The organism is Candidatus Tisiphia endosymbiont of Beris chalybata (assembly GCF_964026555.1).
Classification (GTDB): domain Bacteria; phylum Pseudomonadota; class Alphaproteobacteria; order Rickettsiales; family Rickettsiaceae; genus Tisiphia.
On sequence record NZ_OZ032159.1, the window covers coordinates 325,467 to 349,562 of the forward strand.

Here is a 24,096-nt window from a genome sequence, read left to right on the forward strand (position 1 = left end):
TATAAAAGTAGTTGCTTTCTTTGCTATTAGCTATTAACGTATAAATTCATAATTAGCTTTTAAGGGTAGGTTCATGTCCACAATGTCGTTAGATGTTCTTGTTGTTGATGATGAAATAGATATTAGAGATTTAGTGTCAGATATTTTAAAAGACGAAGGGTTTACGGCGCGTACAGCCGCTGATAGCACTCAAGCCTTTAAAATGCTGCATGATAAAATTCCTTCTGCGATAATTCTAGATATTTGGCTACAAGGTAGCGAACTTGACGGGCTGGGAATTTTAGAGATCGTGAAAAAACGTTATCCTTTAATCCCGGTTATAGTAATAAGCGGCCATGGCACTATTGAAACAGCGGTAAGTGCTATTAAAATGGGAGCTTACGACTATTTAGAAAAACCTTTTACGCATGATAAGCTCATAATCTTGTTAAAACGTGCGTGTGAAGTAACCAAATTAAAACGAGAAAATATTAATTTAAAATCCAAGGTGATTGATAAAGCTGAGTTAATAGGCAATTCTCCTATCACCACTAAGCTAAAAGCAGATATTGATAAAATTGCTTTAACTACTAGCAGGGTATTGATTCAAGGTAAAATTGGCAGCGGTAAAGAGTTGGCAGCTAGGTTAATTCATAAACAATCAAAACGTGCTAATGCACCCTTTGTGGTATTCAGCCCTATATGTATGAGCCTTGAAAAAATTAACCAAGAATTATTTGGAGGATATGAGGAGCAAGAAAACGGCGTAAGGCGCTTATCCGTATTAGAAGTAGCTAATAATGGCACTTTATATATTGATGAAATAATAGCTCTGCCTTTGGCTTTACAAGCCAAATTACTTAAATTTTTACAAGAGCAAACATTTGATAAAGCAGGGAATAAATCCGTAAAACTTGATGTAAGATTTATTACGGCTACTTCTAGAAATATACCGGAAGAAATTGCTAAAGGAAGTTTGTTAGAAGATTTATATCATCGTTTAAATGTCACTTTTCTTAAAATCCCATCGTTATATGAGAGAAAAGATGATATACCAATATTAGTGAAATATTTCATCAAACAGCTTGCCAAATTTTCAGGTTTAAAGGTGCGGGAATTCTCCGATGAAACGATTGCCGCCTTGCAAGTGTATAACTGGCCGGGTAATATAAGACAGCTGCGTAATATGGTGGAGTGGACCTTAATTATGAATCCCTTAACCTCTAATAATAGCGAGCTGATCAGACCTAATATGATCCCCGCTGAGATTTTAGTTAATGGCCCGAGCATCAGTAAGCAAGAAGAGAACCTGGACATGATGTCTATGCCTCTTAGAGAAGCAAGAGAAGTATTTGAAAGACAGTATTTATCAGCACAGATGACAAGATTTAATAATAATATCTCTAAAACTTCTTCATTTGTAGGAATGGAGCGGTCGGCATTGCATCGTAAGTTAAAATTACTTAATTTACATATTCCTAGTAATAAATTTCATGATGAAGAATATAGTGAGAATTTATAAATTTTGTATACTCTTCGTCTTTCAATTAGTACTCGTGAGCGGCTGCTCTGCACCAGAAAGAGATGAGCATGGGTTATTGTCTCCAAGCCAAAGCGCTGTTATTAGGGATTACATAGAGGCGCAAAATAAACGTCGGTTACCTGTAAACATTAAGGGTAAATTTGGCACAAATCTAAGAGGATTAAATTTACTGCGGGTTAAGTTAATTAAGGAAGATCTGTCAGGAGTGGATTTAAGCTTTTGTGAAATATCTCTGGTAGATTTTTCAGGAACAAATTTTGAAAAGGCAATTTTTACTAAATCAGTAATTCAAGAAAGTGATTTTACAAATTGTAACCTGCAAAAAGTATCATCGTTTGGTTCAGATTTTCAAGCTTCTATATTTGGGAATGCTACCTTTCAGGATGCTAGTTTTATTCAAACTAACTTTGAAGGTACGGAGTTTATTAAAACTAATATAGAAAAAGTCAATTTTGAAAATTCACGATTTACCAGCGCTTTCTTTGATGAAAGCACTATTACTAACTCTAATTTTCAGAAAAATAATCTAGTTGAAGCTAGCTTTAAACATGCTATTATCTCTAATTCAATTTTTTATGGGGCTGATTTACGAAGAATAATAGCTAAAGAAGCTCAAATGACTGGCTGTTATTATGAATCTTCTGACTTAACAAGCGCAGACCTTGAGGGGTCTATTATTAATAATTCTGATTTTACTCATAGCTTTATTAATAACGTGCAGCTAAAAGGTGTAAAAATTACTAATTGTCTATTTGCTTTTTCGTCAATGCAAGCAGTAAAATTCGACAATACTATTATTGCAGACTGTAACCTTACCAATACTAATTTTAATAACGCTATTTTTAATCAGGTAACAATCCAAAATAGTATTTTGGATAATAGCCATTTTAATGAAAATAATATAAGAGGGACAGTATTAAAAGATAGTAGTGCTAAATCCGTCAAATTAAATAGAGTGAATATGACGGGGGGGGAGATTGCGAATAGTAACCTAAGTGGAATAATATTAAATAATAGCTATATCAAACAAGCAAGTATTATTAACGCTAATTTAACTGATAGTGAAATAATAAATTCTGCGTTCCATGATACTCAATTCAAACAAGTAAATTTGACTAAAGCCTTAATTCAAAATACTTCATTTGTGGGGGATAAGTTTATATCAAGTACTTTCTATCAGAGCGCTATAATAGATTCCAATTTTCAGGAGGTAGTTTTTGCGGCTTCGCCTATTTCTAATTCTCAAATTAATAATGTTAATTATATAAAAAGTAGCTTTACTGATTCGGATTTTAAAAGAAACATTATTATAGATAGTCAAGGCTTTGGGGAAGCAAAAACCGAAGATATTATATATTCTATCAAGTCTTTAGAACAAGTAAAAGATCTAACAAAGATGAATTTTCAAGGTTTAGTATTGACTGGGCTAAACTTTAAAGAGACAGTTTTTTCAGGTTCTGTTTTTAAGAAAGTTAACTTAGCTAATTCGGTCATGCAAAATTGTACATTACACGATAGTGACTTTACTATGGCAAATTTTAATAATGTCGACTTCAGTAATTCCTCTCTGGTGAATAGTACTTTAGAATCAGCAAAAATTTATAACGTAAATTTTAATAATGCCGACCTGACTAACGCAAATTTTAATAAGGCATTTGTTAATAAAATATCGTTAGTTAAGACAAATTTAAAAGGGACAAGGGGCCTAAAATAATGTTTAATATATCATGGAACAAGAAATGCCAGAAACCCAAAGAGAGCTTGTTTCCAATGGGGGAAGCGGACACTATCACTGTATTAGGGTATTTTCAAGGGGTAGCCACTCCTGGGGAGGCTAAGCCTGTAAAATTTGATAAAGAGCAAGGTGTTAAATACGAAATAAACATAGGCGGTAAAATTTATGGATCAATCTATGAAAAAATAATATCAGAACCTGTAACAGTTAAAATAAACTGGGATCAAAGTTTTACTATTTATAATTATAGGTCTATTCAGTTGCCAAATAAAATGGAGTTAGAACTACCTGATACTACCTTACAGATTGGGCTAATTTTAGATAATGATAGGGGGATTAAGCTCCTTCCGTGTAATGCCCTTTATTTGAAGATAATTTATCAAGATGATGGTAAATTAGTAAAATTTGGAGTGCCAGGTACGCCATTAATTTTTGATTGTAAACAGTTAAAAGAGTGCCCTGTTGTCACCAAATATCATAACACCATCTATACTTTGCCTATTAGTAACGAGGTTTATATAGATCTAGACCAGCGTGGGGTTGTTAAAATTGGTGATGATAATCCCGCTTATTTGTGGGATCGTTGGCCCTAACCACGGCGAGTCAGTGTTCTACTGCGACTAAGGTTTTTATCATTAGAAGGACCTGCATTTATGCAGGGATGAGGCCTCTTGGGGCACTCTAATTCTGCCTGTGATTGGGGTAATAATCCTAGGCTTGAATCAGGCGGTACATTTAAGGGGATGGGGGTCTTGTGCTGCCTTTTTGTTGCAAATTCCTTAGCAAAATTGGATTTAGAATCAGCACCATATGTACTAATGTTTGTGAATATAAACCGTTTAAATTTTACATTATCTGCTATTAAAGAGGCGACGTCAGGCGGGGGAGAGTCTGCAGCGCTAATTTGAATTAGAGCATTTCTTCTTGTATCTTCTAGCACTGCTATTTCTTGCAATATTGCTATTTTTTGTTGTGGTAATATACTCTCATCTGCTAGGGTAGCCTTTATTAGCTCAATCTTTGTTGAAACATTTTTCTCCTCTAAGTTTTTATCTAGCTTTTCTATTATAATGTCGATTTCTTGGTCATTTTTGTAACCCAAAAATATAGACTGGCTTACGCTTTCTTTTACTCCCTTTATCCCTTTGTGGTCTGCGGTTATTGTAGACTCTCTATCTTGTATAATATACTTCTCTGATATGAAGTTGCATGCGTCGTTGCTCAATGCTCGCTTATTATCTATAGGCTTCGCTCCATCGCGCCCAGTTGCAAAATCATTTGAGAGAGGGATAGACCTCTTTCGAAACTCTATTTCTACTGGTAATTGGGACAATGAATCTAGGCTCGAATCCTCACATACCCGCCCGTACGCTGCGGTTTTGCGCGCCTCATCTCCTTCAAATTCCCTGCTCAACGCGAATTTCGAAAGAGGCCTAATGTCTCTATCTTGTATAATATTGTTGGGCTGAAGAGGTAAGATGGTTTTTTTCATTCCCTCAATAGAGGAAATGGATTGCGAACTAGTATCCTCTTTAGCATTGACTATTTTAGCATTAGCTGGGGGGAGGGGGGCGGCACTTATAGGCTTTGCTGCCACTAATGGAGTTTTTACTTCTTGAGCTATCGTCTTACCTTTCAGTTGCGTAGTAAGCAAGGAGGGGAGATTACCTGCTGCAGCATTTTCTATAGAAGTAGGAGATGTAGGAAGAGCTTTCTTAGCTATATGAGAAATTTTTGGGTGCAATTCTTCTTCTTGACCTTGTTCTTTAATTATCATATAGAACAATTTAGTGATCATTTTTATCAAAACTTGAGAAAGGTTATTGGTAAACTGATACGCTTCTCTAAATCTTGTCTTGAATTTTTGTTTATTATTAGAACTGATTATAGTATCAAAATAGGAGAAATGTGTTCGTATTAATTGCTTTAATTGATTTTCATCAATTGACTTTGCGTTATTTAAAAGGCCCAGTTTAATTTGCACTCCATATTCTTCCAAAGATCCTTGCCTTTTTTGCATTACATCTTTAAAGCTAGTTTTGATATCTTCTACTGTAATTGTTTCTGCTGCTACCTTATGGAATTTATGAGGCATAGCCTTTCGGGCCCAATTGACTAATGCTTCATTATTGTAATAACGTATTAATTCTTGGAAAGCCTTATCAATGGTTGGGTCTAGGTTAATTTTTGCGGTGTTGATTAAGCTGTCGGCAAATAAATTATTATTTTTTAAAAAATCAGGAAATTCTCTATAATGGTTAGTGGGGCCTAGTAATGGAAGGTGTCTACTAATAGAATGTGGATGTATTTTATCCTCCAACTTATTAAGGCTGGCAGCAAAATCTATCCGCACTAATCTAGGTGGTTCCGTTAAATTATTTGGATTTCTAATAACCCCTATATTGCCTGTATGGATGTCAAAATCATTTGTTACTAAACTTGCAGGAGCTATTTTCTCAAAATCTTGATAGTTTAGTTCTATAAAAGCATTAGTAAGAGTTTTAGCCAACAACTCTCTGCTGCCCATATTTAAAGGTCTGCCCTCTTTTCTAAGCCAGTCATTTGGTTTAGTTGTGTCTGACATGTTCTCGTCCATGTCTTTATACATGTCATTACTGTAATTCTCTAAAAAGTCAGATTTTACATATATATTTGAGCCATCATCTTGAATCCCCCCTTCTGTATAGTATTTGTAACTGATAGATTGAGGCGCAATAAGTGACACTTGCGCTCCAGAGCCTGGGCTTAGGGCTTGAAAACATTGTGAGCCGAGAAATTCAGCAATATTTTTGCTATGATCACTCTCACATTTAACCATCGAGAGCTTGCCATTTTCATCTTTATATATTCCTCCTGCTATTCCCGCGTCATTTGCTCCAGATTCTTTGCGCTGATAGGGTTCTAATCCCTCAAACTTTATTTGCTGTGGTCTTTCTTGCAGCGTTGACATGTTACCTCCCCCAAGCTATCATTATATACTCTAGGAACTTCAAGAATTGGCGTCGTCATGCCCTAAAGATCGAGGCTGCTCACGTACTTTATAGTACGCTGCGCTGCTCGACTTTGCCACTCCTAGCTCTTCTTGAAGTTGACCTTCGTCTACTAACTCTTCAGGTACGAGCAGTATACTTCCTGCATAAGTCGATCTAGTTGGTGTCGGTCTAGTGGATAATCTTGTTGTCAAAACTTGCCTCCGCTCCTTCATGTACATTTAAGTCTAGTTCGGTGCTCAGCTTCGTTGAAAATTCCTAAAAACCCCTTAACTTTTCGACTTGTTGCGAATATATTATAATAAGTTGGTAGATTTGTCAAGAATTTTACAAATCTATGGTTACTGGGGCGTAAAATATTTCAATTAAATACTCAAGTCAAGAACTGCATCCTAGCGATTTTAGACTATATACTGTTCGCACCTGAAGAGAAGTATAGTCCAATTTTTGAGAACAAAAGAGATTTTATCGGCAATGCCATTTTATTTGGGGATATCAAGGAAATTCAGAAAATCTCGTAGCTCCTGCCTAGCTGCTACGTGCGATATATTAAAACTTTTACCGTAGTTAGCGGTTGTTAGATCAAGTAAGGTTAAACCTTGTAAAAATAGCTCCCGGAAGATTACTCTTTCGCTAAAACCGGGAGAGATTTTAAAGCTAATCCTTTTTGATAATTGTTCAAGCGCAGCATAAACCTTCCTTTTATTTACTGCATCCAAATTGCTGAGCCTATTGCGTATTATAATCCAGTCAATTGTCCCACCATTTCTACTAGCTTTTTGCATTTTTTGTTCCCAAATCATTTGACTATATATTGAAGGAGTGATAACTGAGAAGTTATTAGCATCAACTTTAGCTAGTACATCAAAATCAAGAAAGCTATCATTAATGGGGGTAATTATAGTATCCGCATAAGAATGAGCTAACCGAGAGAGAAAAGAGTAACTACCTGGGGTATCAATAATAATGTAGTCTGCCTCTTGCGTTTGTTTAAATATTGCTTCAAAATTAGCTCTTTCTTCTTCTTCCTTTGGCCCTATAGCTTGTTGAGGGCTTTCAGTTAAATGAAAATGTGCAGGACAAAGGACTGTTTGAGTTGGATTATTTAGGTTATAATTAGTCCTATTAGCAAAATAGTTAGTTAATGAGGCTTGTCTAGTATCTGTGTCTATACTTGCAACTTTATAACCATTATAAAGTAAGCTAACAATAAGATGCATAGAACAAGTAGTTTTACCGGCCCCCCCTTTTTCATTACCTATTACAAAAACATGCCCTTGCTTATGCTTATTGACCTTCATAGTAATCTTTGATTAGTTGATTTAGAAGGCTGACTCCGTACCCTACCGCCCCCTTCTTAGTTCCAGTATTATTCCCTGCTTTGCTATAAGCTACCCCTGCAATATCAAGGTGTGCCCATGCCATGCCTTCTTTAACAAAATGTTCTATGAAATGAGCAGCCGTAGAGCTATTAGCGCCCCTACCAGCAGTATTAATATTAGCAATATCTGCGGTCTCGGATTTAATCATTTCCCTAAAATCCTTATGCATAGGCATACGCCATAATTTTTCATTCACTTTATTGCCTGCTTCTATTAACCGATTTGCTAACTGCTCATTATTAGAGAAACATCCAGCATAAGTGGCGCCCAGAGCTATAACTATAGCACCAGTCAGAGTAGCCAGGTCAATTACGCAACAAGGGCTGAATTTTTCTTGCACATACCAAATCGCATCTGCTAATACTAATCTTCCTTCCGCATCGGTATCAAGGACTTCTACTGTTTTAGTCGACATGGTAGTAACGATATCGCCAGGGCGTTGGGCGTTACCAGAGGGCATATTTTCTACAAGGCCTACAACTCCAACTACATTAGCGCTCGCCTGCCGTCCTGCTAGTGCTATTAAACTTCCCACTACGGCGGCGGAACCCGCCATGTCATATTTCATTTCTCCCATATTGGCAGATGGTTTAAGCGATATACCTCCGCTGTCAAAAGTTACTCCTTTCCCCACTAAAGCTACCGGTGGCTGGTCTTTATTGCCTCCCTTATATTCCATTACCACAAGTTTTGACTCGTTTTGTGAGCCTTGTCCTACTGCTAATAAAGCTCCCATCCTGAGGTTTTTCATTTCTCTTTCCCCTATAATAGTCACTTCTATACCTAAGGGTTCAAGATATTCTAAAATTCTTTCAGAATAAGTTTGAGGGTTCTTAATGTTTGCTGGCTCATTAATTATATCGCGAGCAAAAAATATAGCTTCCGCTAATGACTTTTTATCATTGAATAGCTCTACAGCTTCAGATGGGTTATCTAAAGAAATTTCTAAGCGCTCTACTGCAAATTTATCTATATCAGTTTGTTTTGTCTTATATTTATCAAATTTATATGAGGCAAGCAGGAAACCGCTCGCTATTAAACAAGCAAAAATAGCAGGCGCATATTGTCCGATATTAAAAGAAATTCTTATCCCTACTGACTTAATTTTATGGGTGAGACAATTTGATAAAATTTTCCCTCCTATTTCTTCTATCTCAAAATTTTGCAGCTTTGTTTCATCACCTAGGCCCACTAATATTAAATATTTTACTTCTCCATCTTTACCGATCGAATTCATAACTTTTACCTGGGACGTTTTACCGGTAAAAATTAATTTATTGTGAATAGTTTTAGAAATTAAGCCATGATACTGCTGGTCAAGTAATAATAATTCACTATTTAATTTTAGCTGCTCGTTAATAAAAACTACAACCCCTTGATTATTTGATAATTCTGTGCTAATAAAGTTGATGTTGCTGAACATGTATCCTCGTTCTATTTTTAAAATTAATCTATCAATTATTTTAGTTTTTACAAGTAAATATCTATAATAGTTATTTAATCACTTCCATTAACTCATCCCACTCTCTTTTAGACATAGTGCTTGTTTCTTGAGTAATATTCTCGTTATTAAGGAGCTTCTTTATCACCGCAAGACCTTTTTTAGAAATATTAAATCCTTCTATTCTATATTCGTTAAAGGCGCCATAAGTCAAAGGGAGCCATTTTTGCACTATTTCCAACATTTTATCAGCATATACCCTAATCTCATATTGCGCATGCGGATCTGCTCTAAGTAACAAAAAATTTAATAGATTATGGAGATTAACTTTCCAATACCATTCCGTATAATAGTTTAAGGTTAAGTTCATTCTTGCTAATTCCCTGGTAATACCTATAGCATTTGGGTCAATGATATTGCCTTGTTCATCTTGATTCATTATCTCAGTATAATGCTGGTAGCACATTTTAGCATCTTTTTCTAATAGGGCTAAGACCTTATCTGCGACCTCTTTTGGTATATCTTCGTTACTTCTGCCTTGCTTATTGGTTAGCGACTGGCTAGCTAGATTTTCTCTAGCAGGTAAATAAAATTCATTTCCTAAGATAGAGTATCTAGCTGAATATTCGTTAACACTAGCGGTTCTATGGCGTATCCATTGCCGGGCAACGAAAATAGGTAATTTAATGTGAAACTTAATATCACACATTTCAAACGGCGTTGTATGTTTATGCCTCATTAAATAATAAATTAAACCTTTATCTTGATTTAATTGTTTTGTACCTTTTCCATAGGATACACGCGCCGCTTGCACGATGCTACTATCATCTCCCATATAATCAATAACTCTGATAAAACCATGATCTAATACCTTTAATGGTTCAAATAGTAGTTCTTCTAGCGCAGGAACCGTTGCTCTTTTAGTAGTGTAATTATTATGCATTATCTTACTTCAATTATTCTTTTTTAAGATCAGTTAGTTCTAACATTAAGTATTCCTCGAGAGGTATTTTATCTTGAGTAATCATTTGGTTTAATTTTGATCCTAATGCTTTAAAGGTTTTGCCTTTAGCTATCACCGTTCGCATGCCCACCGGCACTTTGCCATGTAACGCATATGACATGATGAAAGGATAGCTTATATCTCCTATTTTCATCTCAATATTTTTTCCTTGTTGTTTTGAGTCATATAGTATTTGGTTATTTGATAAACGAGTAATTTTTGCATTCAGTTTTACTTTATCTCCACATAATAATGGTGCTTTATATGCTATCTTATTATCAAAAATCTTTACTTCATTACTATCAATAAAGCTATGAGGTAACACTGAATTTAAGACTATCTGTACTTTATACGAGGCTTCATGATCTATGTTTTCTGTCCTATAAACAGGGCTATAATAGGCATATTGCGGTGGTAGAATAGCTTCTCGAACTTCTCCTACTCTCATGCCCACTGTTACTATATCAATACCTGGGAGGATAGGTTTAGCACCAAGAGAGAAGGTTTTAGTATTGGAAGATATTAGATTATTGTTAATATCTAATATCTTATATTGAATATTAACTATATGCCCACAAGTGACAGGACCAATAGTTCCTTCTTTTAAAGTGTTAATTTTGAAAAGAGGCTGCACTATATTATGATTTACTTCTATAATATAATCTCCTTGCGTGTTAAGTTTATTTTGTGGTTGCAGTAAATTTTCAAAAAATAATCGACCTTGCTCCGTTTTAAGAGAATTGATTACTATTTTAGAGAGAGATTTTTCCAGAAAATTACCAGTTAATTCTACTGTGGTTGATTCATCCTTAGTAGCAACATTATTATTTTTTTGCGTATTACTCTGATTTTCCGTATTATTTTTTTTCTCTTCCAAGGGTGGAGAGGGAAACATTTTGCTCTGCATAATAGAATAAATAATAGCCACACCAATAATAAGGCTTAAGATTTTTTGCATAATTGAAGTTGTATTTATTTCACTAATTCAAGGCAGTATACATAACCTAATTTATTAATTGCAAGATAATTTAGTGTGCTTTCTAATAATGTTATAGCCAAAGTGATTTAGTATAGAGAATCAACTAGCGAATATATAATAGACTTCCCGCATAAGTTCGAACTAATGGGTGATTTGTTGTCAAAACGTGGCCTTCCGCTCCTCACGTACGCCCTAGTGCGCTTGCGGTTCTATGAGCAAAAATGACTATAATAACGCCATGTTCGACTTTTTTTTAGCAGGTAACTAATTTTTCGAGTTGTGTTGGCACAAGTTTTAAAGACTTTGTCAAAAATGTAGCAATAGTATGAGCAAGTAATTTTCTAGCGATGCGAGATTGTAGATGCCAGTAACTCTTAACTCTGATAGCATTAATAGCAAAACGTTCTGTAAGCTGACCAATAACAGTTTCAATTAAACGACGAGTAGCAGTAATCCATTTAAGGAAATTCTTGGATCTATTATCCTTCATATTCTTTTTTAAAGGTGTTTGTAAATCAATGTTTTTGGTGGCCAATTCATCTTTTAAATCCTGACCAAGATAGCCTTTATCGCCCAGTACCATGCCACTAATATTAGGAGACATTACTTGCAGAGCTTCACGTTCAGACCCATTAGCAGGAGTTATCATGAATCCAGCTATTCGACCTTCTTCATTAATTAATACGTGTCCTAGAAAACCGTAATAATAGCTATCTTTCGAAGCGCAGTACCCATAGTCAGCGTATTCCTTAAAACATCGCCCTCTCGTTGCTCGGGCCAAATTTATTACAGGAATCGGTACCCCATCTATCATATGCAGATCTGATTTGCTTGCACTCTTAAACAAGTCGGCAAGCAGCATGTTCTTAATAGATAAAAGACCGCTACATTGCTTCACATAAGACGGTCTACTCTTTAGATTGGGAAACCATTCTTGAAAATGACGTTTAAAATATTCCCATATCTGCTTGTCTTGGTGCAAACCGATAAATTCTCCCACCACTTCCATTGTTAATGCTTCCACGTCACTTAAGCAAGGTGGAAATCCTGCTTTCCTTACTTTGATATTTTTGGTTATTATAGTCATTTTTTCTTCTATGAAACAATACACAGTAATGATAAACTCTTCTAGGGTCATAGCTTCTTTCTCGATAATTGAACTATGACCTTATTAGGCTATCCTATTCTTTTGTCAATCTTAAAAAAAAGTCGAACATGGCGTTATAAATCTACTCATTTAGATAGAAACCTTCACAAAACCTAGTTTTGGGAAATGGTATTAGTTGACTATAGGGAGATTTTATGCTACCTATATATTTTTGAGTTTAAACACTATTATAATTTTATGCACGCCAAATTCTTCCTTAGTATTCCTTTTGCATTACTAATTTTAACTCTATCAGCTTGCGGACCAATATATACTACTGAATATGAAATTGTCCCGCCGTCAACTGAGTTTGGAGCAATGTGTGCTAATAATTGCTTATTATCCAAAACAAGTTGTGAAAATTATTGCTTAGATAAAGCTAATCAAGCTCGTCTTATTAAAAGCTTAGAACAACAAAATAGCGATTTACGTAAAATGAATCAAGGAGTCAAATTAACTAATGAATTTAATTTTGATTTAGATGATAATGGCCACTGCGTTAAAAGATGTATGACAGATTATCATACTTGCCATATCAATTGTGGAGGCATGGTGATACCGCATACCCGCACTACTACTTACTAGACTTCCTGTATAACTCACTCTAGGAAACACTAAATACTAGGGCTCTATCTTGGTTTCCTAAGTCTCGATAAAGTTGTTTAAAGGTATAATGATAGTGACTAAAAATTTCTTTAACCATCTCTGCTTGATTAAATCCGATTTCCAAAAATATTTTACCCTGTCCTTTTAAAAATTTCTTCGCTGACTGCGCTATTATATGATAGGCTGCTAAACCATTATTTTCAGCAAATAACGCGGTCTTAGGTTCGTATTTTAAGGTTTCAGGCGACATATATCGCCTATCATTATAAGAGATATAAGGAGGGTTGCTGACAATAATATCACATTTTTGCTCTGCTAAATTCTGAAACCAATCACTATGAATTATTGAAAGTCTTGTAAGAACATTATGTCGCTTAGCATTGTGAGTGGCAATTACTAGCGCATCTTGACTAATATCGGTAGCGGTGGCCTTAATATCCCTCCGCTCTAACAATAGGCTTATGGCGATGCACCCACTACCAGTCCCCAGCTCTAATATAGTGGTTTCCACCCCCAAACTATTCTGCTCATTTAATACTGCTTCCACGAGAATTTCCGTATCTTGGCGCGGAATCAATACCTTGTTATTTACTATAAATTGGTAACCATAAAATTCTTTAGTTCCAATAATATACGCTATGGGCTCTAAAGTTAGACGTCGATTAATCAATTCTCCAAACTTAATTTGTTGGTATAGCGGTAATACTTCTTCAAACCTAGCTAATAAATATTCAATTGGTTGATTAGTGATATATTGCATTAATATCCTAGATTCTAAATTTGCGGTATTAATACCAACTGCCTCTAACTTTCTAGCCCCATATATCAATAATTCTTGTATAGTTTTGGAGTCCTTCAAATTAATGCTCATGAGATTATTTCCAGAATATCTAAAGGCAGAGAGGACTGAAATTCAAGTAACTGACCATTTGCTGGATGAGTAAAGCTTATATACCAAGAATGTAGAGCTTGCCTTTTAAAAGTAGCAAGCTTTTCTTTAATTATCACAGAACTGTGGCTAATTTTACGGCTATTATGGCCATAAGTTTGATCGCCCACCAGGGAGTGTTTTAAATGGCTTAATTGCACGCGAATTTGATGAGTACGACCAGTAGTTAGTTTGCATTCTAGCATGCTTATTAAACCCTGAAATAATATTTCTTCTGTCTTATAATGAGTGATTGCTTCCTTTCCCCCAAACTTTAAAATAGTCATTTTTTCGCGTGCTATTCTACTACGCCCTATATTATTTTTAATAGTGCCTTCTAGCGGGTTAATCACTCCCCAGATTAATGCCTTATATTTACGCGTAAGTTGTCTTGTTTCTATTTGATGGGCTAAATGTGCATGAGCAAAGTTATTTTTTGCAACGACCATTAGCCCGGTAGTATCTTTATCTAAGCGATGTACAATGCCGGGACGCTCACATCCTCCTATGGTAGATAAAGATTTAGTATGATAGAGTAAAGCATTTACTAAGGTATCGTGGTAATTGCCATTTCCTGGATGTACAATCATTCCCGCTGCTTTATTGACTACTATTAAATCTTCATCTTCATAGCAAATATTAAGTTTAATATTCGACGGCTGCATTGTTTGCAGAACAGCAGGTTTAAACTCTATTTTAATAATATCATTCTCCTTGACCTTGAAGTCAGGATGAGGAATAATTAAGCCATTAACTTTTACTTGTAAGCCATTAATAATTTTTTGGATTTGGCTTCTAGAAGTCGTATTGATAAGGTAAGTTAGAGCTTGGTCAAGTCTAAAACCATGTAAATTTTTTGGTAAGATATGTTCTTCCATCACTCAAGAATTTTTAATAATAAAATAGATCATTCTAAAATGGGTCATTTAATAAATAAAGTTAATCAACTGAAATGGTTGCGGGCAGTTGGGGTAGATTACTATTTTGTCGAACCTACTGCCCAGCCTAAGCATTTAATTACTAGACCTCTGTCCCCGCTTGCATCTTACAGTGAGTTTGAAGGAGATGAGGCGCGCAAATTACCAGCTCGAGATGAGCTGCGAAAGAACTCTACTACTCAAAGCCTTAATAATCAGTTCACAATATTACCTATGGCCCAAAATTATTCAGAAAGTAAAATAATTCTGCAAGAAGAAAACAGTATAAAGTCGAAAGCAGAGAATGCCAAGATTAATTCTTCAAAAAATATTCATGAGCCAGTTTCTGCTAACAAGAAAATAGAGGCGTCACCTAATTCTAGTACTGCTCTGCAGCTTGCGCGGAAATTAGCAGACGAGGCTACCAGCTTAGAGGAATTAAGAAAGTCATTAATAGAATTTGAAGGGTGTAGTTTAAAGAAATTAGCAAATAATACAGTATTTGCAGATGGTAACCCAAACAGTTCTATCATGTTGATTGGAGAGGCTCCCGGTAGTACTGAAGATGCTAGAGGGATTCCCTTTTGCGGAGAAAGTGGTCAATTGCTTGATAATATATTAGCCTCGATTAATCTCTCACGAGAGCATAACGCTTATATTACTAATACAGTTTTTTGGCGACCTCCGGCTAATCGTCAACCTACCCTGGAGGAAATAGATATTTGTAGGCCGTTTGTAGAAAAACATATTGCCTTAATAAATCCTAAACTAATTGTATTAGTAGGGAATGTGGCTGCGACAAGTTTGCTAGGCAAAAATGCCGGAGTAACTAAAATTAGACAGGAATATTATTGGTATACTAACCCCTATCTTATGAAACCAATTCAAACTACCGCTATTTTTCATCCTGCTTATTTACTAAGACAACCAGCACAAAAGAAAACTATCTGGTATGACTTGTTAAGAATTCAAGAGTTTGTTAATATAAATATTAACCCTACTAATAGTTAACAAATTACAACCAGCAAAGGAATTGATATGAAAAATAATGATGCTCCCGCTTTAGAAGAAGTTGAATTAAAAATAGGGGATAAAGTTGTTAATTTACCAATTAAAAAATCGACAATAGGGCCCGATGTTATTGACGTTACTAATATATATTCATTGACCGGGTACTTTACTTATGACCCAGGATTTATGTCTACTGCTTCTTGTAAATCAGCAATGACTTATATAGACGGAGATAAAGGGATATTAAGGCATAGAGGTTATGATATTAAAACTTTAGCAGAAAAATGTAACTTTTTAGAAGTAGCATATTTACTATTGAATAGTGAATTACCGACCAACAGTCAGTATGACTCTTTTGCTCAGAAAATTTCTCATCACTCGTTGCTTAATGAACGTCTTAGAAGCCTATTTATGGCCTTTCGTTTTTCTGCTCATCCTATGGCTATTCTGCTTGCGGTAGTTGGCTCCTTATCAGCATTTTACCCAGATTTTTTAAATGCAGAAGATCAGGAGCGCGAACTAATCGCGATTAGAATGATCTCTAAAATGCCAACAATTGCCGCCATGGCCTATAAATACTCAATAGGGCAACCCTTTATTTATCCTGACAATAATTTGGATTTTACCGAAAATTTTCTTTATATGATGTTTGCCACTCCTTGTGAAAAATACCAAGTAAACCCTGTAATAAAAAATGCTTTAGATAAAATATTTATTCTACATGCTGACCATGAGCAAAATGCTTCTACTTCCACAGTACGTTTAGCAGGGTCATCAGGGGCTAATCCTTTTGCTTGTATTAGCACGGGCATAGCTTCTCTTTGGGGGCCAGCTCACGGCGGAGCTAATGAGGCAGTAATTAACATGCTAAGAGAAATCGGTACTATAGACCGGGTCCACGAATATATCGCTAAGGCAAAAGATAAAAATAATCCATTTCGTTTAATGGGTTTTGGTCACCGGGTTTATAAAAGCTATGACCCAAGAGCCGCAGTCCTACGAGAAGTATGCAGCGAAGTATTAGCAGAATTAGGAGAACATAATAACCCATTACTCAAAATAGCTACTGAACTTGAAAAAATTGCCCTTAACGACCCATATTTTATCGAGCGCAAGCTATATCCAAATGTAGATTTTTACTCAGGAATTATTTATCAAGCTATGGGCATTCCTTCTCAAATGTTTACGGTGCTTTTTGCCATAGCAAGGACGGTAGGCTGGATGTCGCAATGGAAAGAAATGCACGAAGATCCTGCCCAAAAGATCAGTAGGCCGCGGCAATTATATACTGGGCATATAAAGCGGGAATTTATTCCGGTTGACAAGAGGTAATACCATTTCTCAAAACTAGGGTCTGTGAAGGAAAGTTAATAATTATTTCCTAATTATTTTTAATTATTTTTTGACTTTCATAAATTAATAATGTTACACTAATATAAGCAATAATTAAAAGGTAAGGTATGGCTGGGGGAAATTTTTATAATATGAATCAAGCTAGGGAGAAGGGGCAGTCCCTAAAAGTGGAGAAGGAAGGGGCTGAACAAACAAACTATAGCAAAGGGGAGATAAAGTACATTCGAACTTTGGTTAGAACTTTGGTTAGAAGGGTACAAGAGGTTTGGGAAAAAAATAGCAGTGTAGCCTCGATTGATGACCGTGCAGAAATAAATGAGACTTTTAATACATTAGACCCATTACTAAAAGAGTACGATTTATCAGATGATAAGGAAGTTAAGCTTGAAGATTATTTTAGTAGCGATCCTCAACTAATTGAAGAATTAGAGAAAGTAAGTAAGAAATATGCTCCTCTTAAAGAAAACAATATGAGCGATAGACTTTATAGGGAGCTTTTGAAAATAGAGAAGCAGTACACCACTACTAAAGATAGACATCCATTTATTAATAAAATAAAAGAATTTCTTGCCTCTATAGTTGCGTTGTTCAAAGACCTACGTAATCCACAAAAGAAAAAAAGGGCTGAGGCTGCCACTGAAGAAATTGAGCAAATGGGAAGAGACCAAGCTAATAGACCTCTTTCCGAACTCGCTACTCCTGAGGAATTTTTAAGAGAAGCGAAGCCGAGTCGAGCTGCGTACACAGAGGTACGTGAGGAACGGAGACAAGTTTCGACGACAAAATTACCAGTAGGAGTAGAGTTTGAAAAGAGCTCTATTAATAAAAACCCTGCGCTAGGCGAGGCTGCTGCAATACAGCAGCCAATAGCAGCAAAAAATTCAGTCACGGAGGGCCTACCACTAGCAAGCGAGGTCTTGAAGAAGGTTACGGCGCCACCAAATCAAAGTTCAGAAGCTATAGCTTCGCCAATAAAAACGAATGTAGTTCCAGGGTTAACCCCAGAAGAAGAAAAGAAAAAGCGTCCATGGGCTGGCTTAGGGGAGACGCCTCTTCCGAAGAAGCCGCCCGTGCCTCCAAAGCCCCTAGACTTATCAAAGAGAGATGTCCCAGATATACTGCCTCCTCCCACTGTTCCTCCGCAGGAACTCCCTCCTATTCCTTCACCACCCACGCCCCCATTGCCTCCGCCAGTCCAATCAGAAAGCAGAGGAGCTTTTGGCAAATTAGAGCCAGGGCAGGCAGAATCGTTTAGTGGCATAGTAACTGCATCCCCAGCTTCATTAAAGGAGGTCTTGCCAGCCCCCACAACTATAGTCAATTCAGGAGAACTGGATGCTAGGAGCAAGGGAGCGACGTCTATATATAATAGGCAAGCATTGAGTGACGATGTCACCAACTTCTCATCAATTAACTATACCTCGCCTATCCCACCAGCACCTCCCCCTCCACCTCCGGTAATATCTGGAGAAGTAGACGCGATTGCTAACCCTGCTAATAATAAGGCGTTATTAAAAAAAATTACAGAAATAAAATTAAATAGAGCCCCTGCAGGCAGGGTATCACCTGTGCCAGGAATAACGGGTGATTTAATAGAGGAACTCCAGAAGCTGCAGAGCAAGAAAGGAGAGATTGAAGGAAAAGCAGGCAAAAGTGCCGATAGCTCTATTTTCGGTTCCACTGCCCAATGGAATGCACTAAAGAAAGAGGAAGAGGATCGTCATGCTAAGCTTAAGGTACTTCATGAGCAGATTGATCAGGTAAATTTGAGCGCTGACAAAAAAGCCGCAGAAGAAGCAAAAGCAGCTAAAAAATCCGAACCTGTTCCTCCTCCTATAATAAGGGTAGAGGGAATTCCAGTAGCGCCTCCACTTCCAGTCGATGGTAAGCTACCAGCATTGATCGGCAGAGCTGCCCAATCCCCTACAGAGAAAGCGCCCCTTTTACCAAATGTAAATGGCTTGCGAGGAGTCCCAGAGGACAAGAAGGAAGCTATGGTGGTATACGCAGGAGTGATGGACGAGTTAAACAAGAAGTTAGCCGAGAGAGAAAATAATGTACAGAAGATTAACGAGCGCTCTAATAATAATAACAAGGACCATTCCCCGTCACGTTAAGTACCATCATTAATAGGCTTCTGGCCTAATTCGCATCGAACAGATAATTTTACGTCGAATCTAAAAACTGCACTCCTTAGCTGCGTACCATAAAAGTACGCAGCAGACTATGTAAGTTCTCTGTGATATGCGAGCTGCAAAAGGGGCCTATTGTGAATTTATTAATATCCTGATTATTGTTTCTTCTAGCTGGGCGTATTTTAGTTTTGGTCCTAAATAACTATTGCTCACTATCACAAAACTATATGGGACATTATTTTTATCAAATACATAACCTATCAAGGAAGAAATCCCAGACATAGTCCCAGTTTTAGCAAAAATATCTACCCCTTGAAAACGCTTATTCAAGGTGCCCACTTCGCCAGGTCTTGCTAACATTAACTTAATAACTTCAAAGTTTTGATCCTGATAAATTCTAGCCAAAAACCCATCAAACTGTGTTGGGGTAAACAGATTATATCTGGATATACCTGAGCCATCTACTATTATGGTCTTATCTAAATTTATCGCAAAATTTTGCAACACATATTGTTTTAATAATATTCCTGCCGTTGGCCAATCCCTTACCCCATATATATCAGCAAATTCAGCAAGTAAGTAATCGGTAATATAATCATCTGAAACTTTTAAAGCATAACTAGCGATTTGATAAAAGTTTTTTTGACTTTCAACAATTTCTTGGGCGGCTATAGGTTTGGCGCTATATAAAATTTGTCCCTTTATTTTAATATTATTTTTAGCTAATAGTTTTTGTAATGATAATTTTATATAATTTAAATTATCATTAGTTACTGCCTTGACGCTGCCTTGAAATTCTTTATTTAAAGTACCATTTATTAATAAATTATCATTTTTAATGGTTATATCTAGTTTATCTTTATAGCCCCCAGGGATAGTGACCGCATTATTTACAATTTTATAAGGTATCAATTCTTTATTATCTACACCTATCTTGCTTTTTACTTGTAAATTTGGTTGTAGCTGTACTTTTATACAATTCTTATTAATATGTACTTTAGTGATTAGCGCTCCGTAACAATATTTCGTATCTTCTACCATCTTGCTCTCTATAATCGGTGGGAGAGAAAAAGTAGAGTCTATAATGTAGAAATTTCGAAGAGTAGCAGAAGATTTTGCTTTAAGCAGTTTAAGCATACTATCAAGAGCTTCAGTAGAAAAATTAGGATCATTAATATCTAAATAGTAATCTTCCCCTTTTTTCCAAATCTTATTAGTAAAACGATAATCGTTACCAAAATATTGCCTTAACGCAGCTATCGTAATCAACTTTAAAGAGCTGGCAAAATTATAGTAACTATCAGCATTGCGCTCATAGACCACTTTTCCCGTTAATAAGTTCCTGATTTTGATTCCGATATTAATATTAGAATCGACTTGATCAATTGCTTGATTAATCGCTTTGTGGTAATGATCGCCGTAGGCATACGAGCTATTATAAATCATTAAACACAAGAGTAGAGAAACTATTTTTTGCATAAGCCTAATTTAAATTGAGTTAATTATTTAAACTAAATTAATCCTTTTAGTCACAGAAATAAAGCTGTTATATTAAAAATATATTATATAGCCATCAAGTAAAGTGCGACTGTGATTATTCTACTATAAAAATTTACTTGTCTTTTATCGTGCCTCTTTATTTTTTTAAATATAACAGCGATGCATCACCATAGCTGAAAAAACGCATTTTATTCTCTATTGCATATTTATATATCTTCACTGCTTCCTGATAGCCAACAAATGCACAAACTAAAATAAATAAAGTCGATTTAGGTAGATGGAAATTAGTGAGTAAGAGGTCTACCATCTGAAATTTAAAGCCTGGCTTAATAAAAATTTCTGTTTCAACCCCTCCCTCTTGTACTTGGTTATTAATTGCGGCGCTTTCTAAAGCTCTCAGTGAAGTTGTACCAACAGCGATGACCCGACGATTCTCTTTTTTTGCCTTATTAATTATATTAGCGGTAATGCTATCAATATGATAATATTCACGGTGCATTTTATGTTGCTCAATATTCTCGGTTTTAATTGGTAAAAACGTCCCAGCCCCTACGTGCAAAGTAATAAAAACAATTTCGATATTCCTGGCTTGAATTAGCTGCAGTAACTGCGTAGAAAAATGTAAACCGGCAGTTGGCGCTGCTACTGCCCCAGGATTTTTACTGTATACAGTTTGATATCTAATATTATCCTCTACTAAATTTTCTTCTCTTTTAATATAAGGAGGCAGGGGCAGGTGCCCATACTGCTCAAGAAATTCAAAAACCGAAATATTAAGCAATTCAAATTTAACCTCAACCTGTCCTAGCCCAAGTTTATGAAGGATAGTAATTTTATTACCGCTAAAATCAAATTGATCTCCTTCCTGAAGCTTTTTTGCGGGCTTAGCAAAACCATGCCATTTATTATCTCCTATTTGCTTATTTAAATATAATTCTATCTTTTTTCCATCATTATTCAGTAGTAACTTAGCCTTGATAACTTTACTATCATTAAATACTATTACATCGCCAGGCATTAAATAATCTATTATATTGTAAAATTTGTCCTGCGCTAAATGAGTATTTGGCTTAGCTATTAGCAAATTAGAGTGGTCTCGTTTTGCCTCTGGCGCTTGAGCTATTAAAGCATGAGGCAAAGAAAAATCAAAGTCTAATAATTTCATGCAACTGCAGTTCCTTTTATAAAGAGTAATTATTGTTTATTTTTGAAAAAATAATTATAACATGAAGATTAGAACATTTATATTAATTATTACTGTCCGGTTTATTTGTCGCCGCCTCAATATTTTTCGCTGATAACAATGAGCCAAAAGGTAGACGAAAAAGGATTAATAGTGTAGAAATAGCAGTATACTCTTGTACGCATCTGAATCTGAATTTGTGCGCATCTAAAATGTAAACGTATATGTTACTCCCGCGCGTTTACCGCTGCCAAATAAAATGAGGGGCCTGGCAGAACAAAAGAGTATAATATTTAGTAATTAAATTATGGATATAGAAATGATAATAAACGCTGCAATATTGATGGTTATGTTGCCGTTAATTTCTAGTATTATCAACGGTGTGTTTGGCAGATATATTAATAAAAAATACGCTACTTTAATTTCGAGTAGTGCGATAACTCTAGCGGCCCTACTATCTATCTTAATATTTTACCATGCCGGAATAAATAATAGAATTATTCATGTTATTCTAGCAAAATGGTTAATAATTTCTGAGTTAAAAATATATTGGGCTATTTATATTGATCCCCTGACCGCTATTATGTTTTTAGTAGTTACTTGGGTTTCGGCAGTAGTGCATATTTATTCTTTGGGTTATATGAAAGAGGATGAAGGATTGGTGAGGTTTCTATCTTTTCTTTCGTTATTTACCTTTTTTATGCTCATTTTAGTATCGGCAGATAATTTCCTACAACTATTTTTTGGCTGGGAAGGGGTTGGGCTATGCTCATATTTATTAATAGGTTTTTGGTATAAAAAAGAGTCTGCCAATAAGGCAGCAATTAAGGCTTTTATAGTCAACAGGGTAGGGGATTTTGCTTTTATCTTGGGTATCATCACTATTATTATTTATTTTGGCTCCTTAGAGTTTGCCACTGTTTTTATGAAAGCAGATTCTTTGGCAAATACTCCGTTTATTAGTCCTAAATTTATTAGTATGTTAGGCTTTAAACCTCTAGTCATTGATGTAATATGCTTCCTATTATTCTTAGGATGTATGGGAAAATCTGCTCAAATTGGTTTCCATATATGGCTGCCTTCAGCTATGGAGGGTCCAACCCCGGTTTCCGCTCTTATTCATGCTGCCACTATGGTAACAGCCGGGGTATTTTTAATAGCTCGCTGTTCTTATTTATTTGAGTATAGCATCGCAATACGGCAATTTATTGCTATTATTGGAGGGATTACCTGTTTATTTGCTGCAACTATTGCCATAATGCAGCAGGATATAAAAAAAATTATTGCTTATTCCACCTGTAGTCAACTAGGATATATGTTTTTGGCGTGCGGGGTATCTGCTTATAATGCAGGCGTATTTCATCTGGTAACACATGCTTTTTTCAAAGCTTTATTATTTTTATCAGCGGGCAATGTGATTCATGCTTGTCATGAGCAGGATATTTTTAAAATGGGTGATTTAAAAGGTAAAATGCCCCTTACTTATTGTAATTTTTTAATAGGATCTTTTGCTCTTATAGGTATTTATCCCCTAGCGGGATTTTATTCGAAAGATGCTATTTTAGAATTAGCTTATAGTAGTGGCAGGATAGGGCTAGTAGTTTTTGCTATGGGAATTGTTGCCACTATATTAACTAGTATTTATTCTATGAAAATTATTTTATTAGTATTTCATGGTAAAACCAGATTGAGTATAGAGGATTACCATAAGGTGCATGAGGCACCAAATATTATGAACTTACCTCTTATTCTTTTAATAGGAGGAAGTTTTTGTTCTGGAATGATCGGGTATTATATCTTGTCTCTAGATAAACCAAATGGGTATTTTAGGAACAGCATATTTAATGTCCATATTTATCAAAAATTAGTATATCATCCTCCTCTATTGATCAAATTATTGCCACTTATTGTGGGGATAATAGGAATTATTTTAGGGGTCTACTTATATACTAACCTTAAACATACCGTAAAACATGGCTTTTTTAGAAAGTTATTATTCAAGCAATATTATTTTGAAGAAGTTTATCAGATTATTTTCATAAGACCATTATCAAGGCTTAGTAAACTATTCAACATTATTGATCAAAAATTTATTGATAGGCTAGGGCCAAATGGCCTAGCTAAACTAACCAACTATTTTAGTGTAATAGTGAGTAGATCCCAAACGGGTTATATATTTGATTATACCCTATATATGACTTCATTTATTATAGTTGGGATTACTCTCTATATACTCCTCTGATATGAATTTGCATGGATTGTTA

19 protein-coding genes are annotated in these 24,096 nt (G+C 35.6%); 8 read left to right on the forward strand and 11 right to left on the reverse strand.

What is annotated here, in order from left to right:
- Positions 1–82 precede the first annotated feature (82 nt).
- The 3 genes from AAGD44_RS01640 to AAGD44_RS01650 are packed head-to-tail and all read left to right on the forward strand — an operon-like array spanning position 83 to position 3,850.
- The gene (locus AAGD44_RS01640; protein ID WP_341764302.1) at positions 83–1,501 is read left to right on the forward strand and encodes a sigma-54 dependent transcriptional regulator; all 1,419 of its coding nucleotides are present in this window, start codon (positions 83–85) and stop codon (positions 1,499–1,501) included.
- Between the two features lie 34 nt (positions 1,502–1,535).
- Complete coding sequence (locus AAGD44_RS01645; RefSeq protein ID WP_341764303.1) at positions 1,536–3,236, forward strand: pentapeptide repeat-containing protein; 1,701 nt, start codon at positions 1,536–1,538, stop codon at positions 3,234–3,236.
- Complete coding sequence (locus tag AAGD44_RS01650; RefSeq protein WP_341764304.1) at positions 3,236–3,850, forward strand: hypothetical protein; 615 nt, start codon at positions 3,236–3,238, stop codon at positions 3,848–3,850. The genes AAGD44_RS01645 and AAGD44_RS01650 overlap by 1 nt, the downstream gene beginning before the upstream one ends.
- Here AAGD44_RS01650 and AAGD44_RS01655 read toward each other — a convergent pair.
- The 7 genes from AAGD44_RS01655 to AAGD44_RS01685 form a co-directional block, all read right to left on the reverse strand.
- Positions 3,847–6,207, reverse strand: coding sequence for a palindromic element RPE1 domain-containing protein (locus AAGD44_RS01655; RefSeq protein ID WP_341764305.1), 2,361 nt, complete (start codon positions 6,205–6,207; stop codon positions 3,847–3,849). The two genes, AAGD44_RS01650 and AAGD44_RS01655, sit on opposite strands and share 4 nt — an antisense overlap.
- Positions 6,208–6,246: 39 nt before the next feature.
- Complete coding sequence (locus AAGD44_RS01660) at positions 6,247–6,468, reverse strand: hypothetical protein (protein ID WP_341764306.1); 222 nt, start codon at positions 6,466–6,468, stop codon at positions 6,247–6,249.
- A 261-nt stretch (positions 6,469–6,729) separates the two neighbouring features.
- Complete coding sequence (locus AAGD44_RS01665) at positions 6,730–7,548, reverse strand: division plane positioning ATPase MipZ (RefSeq protein ID WP_341764307.1); 819 nt, start codon at positions 7,546–7,548, stop codon at positions 6,730–6,732.
- The gene (locus AAGD44_RS01670; RefSeq protein ID WP_341764308.1) at positions 7,535–9,052 is read right to left on the reverse strand and encodes a leucyl aminopeptidase; all 1,518 of its coding nucleotides are present in this window, start codon (positions 9,050–9,052) and stop codon (positions 7,535–7,537) included. The genes AAGD44_RS01665 and AAGD44_RS01670 overlap by 14 nt, the downstream gene beginning before the upstream one ends.
- Positions 9,053–9,122: 70 nt before the next feature.
- Complete coding sequence (thyX, locus tag AAGD44_RS01675) at positions 9,123–10,013, reverse strand: FAD-dependent thymidylate synthase (protein ID WP_341764309.1); 891 nt, start codon at positions 10,011–10,013, stop codon at positions 9,123–9,125.
- Between the two features lie 13 nt (positions 10,014–10,026).
- Positions 10,027–11,031 (reverse strand): FKBP-type peptidyl-prolyl cis-trans isomerase, encoded by a 1,005-nt coding sequence (locus tag AAGD44_RS01680; protein WP_341764310.1) that lies wholly within the window; start codon positions 11,029–11,031, stop codon positions 10,027–10,029.
- 274 nt (positions 11,032–11,305) lie between these two features.
- The gene (locus AAGD44_RS01685) at positions 11,306–12,190 is read right to left on the reverse strand and encodes an IS982 family transposase (protein WP_341763539.1); all 885 of its coding nucleotides are present in this window, start codon (positions 12,188–12,190) and stop codon (positions 11,306–11,308) included.
- A 207-nt stretch (positions 12,191–12,397) separates the two neighbouring features.
- Here AAGD44_RS01685 and AAGD44_RS01690 point away from each other — a divergent pair, with 207 nt between their 5' ends.
- Complete coding sequence (locus AAGD44_RS01690; protein ID WP_341764311.1) at positions 12,398–12,784, forward strand: hypothetical protein; 387 nt, start codon at positions 12,398–12,400, stop codon at positions 12,782–12,784.
- A gap of 19 nt (positions 12,785–12,803) precedes the next feature.
- Here AAGD44_RS01690 and prmC read toward each other — a convergent pair whose 3' ends face one another.
- Together prmC and AAGD44_RS01700 are read right to left on the reverse strand one after the other, a co-directional pair.
- Positions 12,804–13,676, reverse strand: a complete 873-nt coding sequence (gene prmC, locus AAGD44_RS01695) for a peptide chain release factor N(5)-glutamine methyltransferase (RefSeq protein WP_341764312.1) — start codon at positions 13,674–13,676, stop codon at positions 12,804–12,806.
- On the reverse strand, positions 13,673–14,611 hold the full coding sequence (locus tag AAGD44_RS01700; RefSeq protein ID WP_341764313.1) for an RluA family pseudouridine synthase: 939 nt from the start codon (positions 14,609–14,611) through the stop codon (positions 13,673–13,675). Before AAGD44_RS01700 ends, prmC begins: the two co-directional genes overlap by 4 nt.
- Before the next feature lie 273 nt (positions 14,612–14,884).
- Here AAGD44_RS01700 and AAGD44_RS01705 point away from each other — a divergent pair, with 273 nt between their 5' ends.
- The 3 genes from AAGD44_RS01705 to AAGD44_RS01715 all read left to right on the forward strand — a co-directional run bounded on the left by AAGD44_RS01705 (position 14,885) and on the right by AAGD44_RS01715 (position 19,131).
- Positions 14,885–15,661, forward strand: coding sequence for a uracil-DNA glycosylase family protein (locus AAGD44_RS01705; RefSeq protein ID WP_410521004.1), 777 nt, complete (start codon positions 14,885–14,887; stop codon positions 15,659–15,661).
- Between the two features lie 27 nt (positions 15,662–15,688).
- Positions 15,689–16,993: a citrate synthase gene (locus tag AAGD44_RS01710; protein WP_341764314.1), complete on the forward strand. Its 1,305-nt coding sequence runs from the start codon at positions 15,689–15,691 to the stop codon at positions 16,991–16,993.
- Positions 16,994–17,121: 128 nt separating this feature from the next.
- Positions 17,122–19,131: a hypothetical protein gene (locus AAGD44_RS01715; RefSeq protein WP_341764315.1), complete on the forward strand. Its 2,010-nt coding sequence runs from the start codon at positions 17,122–17,124 to the stop codon at positions 19,129–19,131.
- A gap of 147 nt (positions 19,132–19,278) precedes the next feature.
- Here the strand turns inward: AAGD44_RS01715 and dacB are convergent, their stop codons facing one another.
- Complete coding sequence (gene dacB, locus AAGD44_RS01720; protein ID WP_341764316.1) at positions 19,279–20,628, reverse strand: D-alanyl-D-alanine carboxypeptidase/D-alanyl-D-alanine-endopeptidase; 1,350 nt, start codon at positions 20,626–20,628, stop codon at positions 19,279–19,281.
- A gap of 157 nt (positions 20,629–20,785) precedes the next feature.
- Positions 20,786–21,814 (reverse strand): tRNA preQ1(34) S-adenosylmethionine ribosyltransferase-isomerase QueA, encoded by a 1,029-nt coding sequence (gene queA, locus AAGD44_RS01725; protein WP_341764317.1) that lies wholly within the window; start codon positions 21,812–21,814, stop codon positions 20,786–20,788.
- Positions 21,815–22,151: 337 nt separating this feature from the next.
- Between queA and nuoL the strand changes: the two genes are divergently transcribed.
- On the forward strand, positions 22,152–24,074 hold the full coding sequence (gene nuoL / locus AAGD44_RS01730; RefSeq protein WP_341764646.1) for an NADH-quinone oxidoreductase subunit L: 1,923 nt from the start codon (positions 22,152–22,154) through the stop codon (positions 24,072–24,074).
- The last annotated feature ends 22 nt before the right edge of the window (positions 24,075–24,096 follow it).

Excerpts from the sequence above, each read along its gene's own strand:
- AAGD44_RS01640 (WP_341764302.1), top strand. The coding sequence starts at position 83 with ATGTCGTTAGATGTTCTTGTTGTTGATGATGAAATAGATATTAGAGAT.
- AAGD44_RS01650 (WP_341764304.1), top strand. The coding sequence starts at position 3,236 with ATGTTTAATATATCATGGAACAAGAAATGCCAGAAACCCAAAGAGAGC.
- AAGD44_RS01655 (WP_341764305.1), bottom strand. The coding sequence starts at position 6,207 with ATGTCAACGCTGCAAGAAAGACCACAGCAAATAAAGTTTGAGGGATTA.
- AAGD44_RS01660 (WP_341764306.1), bottom strand. The coding sequence starts at position 6,468 with ATGTACATGAAGGAGCGGAGGCAAGTTTTGACAACAAGATTATCCACT.
- AAGD44_RS01665 (WP_341764307.1), bottom strand. The coding sequence starts at position 7,548 with ATGAAGGTCAATAAGCATAAGCAAGGGCATGTTTTTGTAATAGGTAAT.
- AAGD44_RS01670 (WP_341764308.1), bottom strand. The coding sequence starts at position 9,052 with ATGTTCAGCAACATCAACTTTATTAGCACAGAATTATCAAATAATCAA.
- thyX (WP_341764309.1), bottom strand. The coding sequence starts at position 10,013 with ATGCATAATAATTACACTACTAAAAGAGCAACGGTTCCTGCGCTAGAA.
- AAGD44_RS01680 (WP_341764310.1), bottom strand. The coding sequence starts at position 11,031 with ATGCAAAAAATCTTAAGCCTTATTATTGGTGTGGCTATTATTTATTCT.
- AAGD44_RS01685 (WP_341763539.1), bottom strand. The coding sequence starts at position 12,190 with ATGACCCTAGAAGAGTTTATCATTACTGTGTATTGTTTCATAGAAGAA.
- AAGD44_RS01690 (WP_341764311.1), top strand. The coding sequence starts at position 12,398 with ATGCACGCCAAATTCTTCCTTAGTATTCCTTTTGCATTACTAATTTTA.
- prmC (WP_341764312.1), bottom strand. The coding sequence starts at position 13,676 with ATGAGCATTAATTTGAAGGACTCCAAAACTATACAAGAATTATTGATA.
- AAGD44_RS01700 (WP_341764313.1), bottom strand. The coding sequence starts at position 14,611 with ATGGAAGAACATATCTTACCAAAAAATTTACATGGTTTTAGACTTGAC.
- AAGD44_RS01705 (WP_410521004.1), top strand. The coding sequence starts at position 14,885 with ATGGCCCAAAATTATTCAGAAAGTAAAATAATTCTGCAAGAAGAAAAC.
- AAGD44_RS01710 (WP_341764314.1), top strand. The coding sequence starts at position 15,689 with ATGAAAAATAATGATGCTCCCGCTTTAGAAGAAGTTGAATTAAAAATA.
- AAGD44_RS01715 (WP_341764315.1), top strand. The coding sequence starts at position 17,122 with ATGGCTGGGGGAAATTTTTATAATATGAATCAAGCTAGGGAGAAGGGG.
- dacB (WP_341764316.1), bottom strand. The coding sequence starts at position 20,628 with ATGCAAAAAATAGTTTCTCTACTCTTGTGTTTAATGATTTATAATAGC.
- queA (WP_341764317.1), bottom strand. The coding sequence starts at position 21,814 with ATGAAATTATTAGACTTTGATTTTTCTTTGCCTCATGCTTTAATAGCT.
- nuoL (WP_341764646.1), top strand. The coding sequence starts at position 22,152 with ATGATAATAAACGCTGCAATATTGATGGTTATGTTGCCGTTAATTTCT.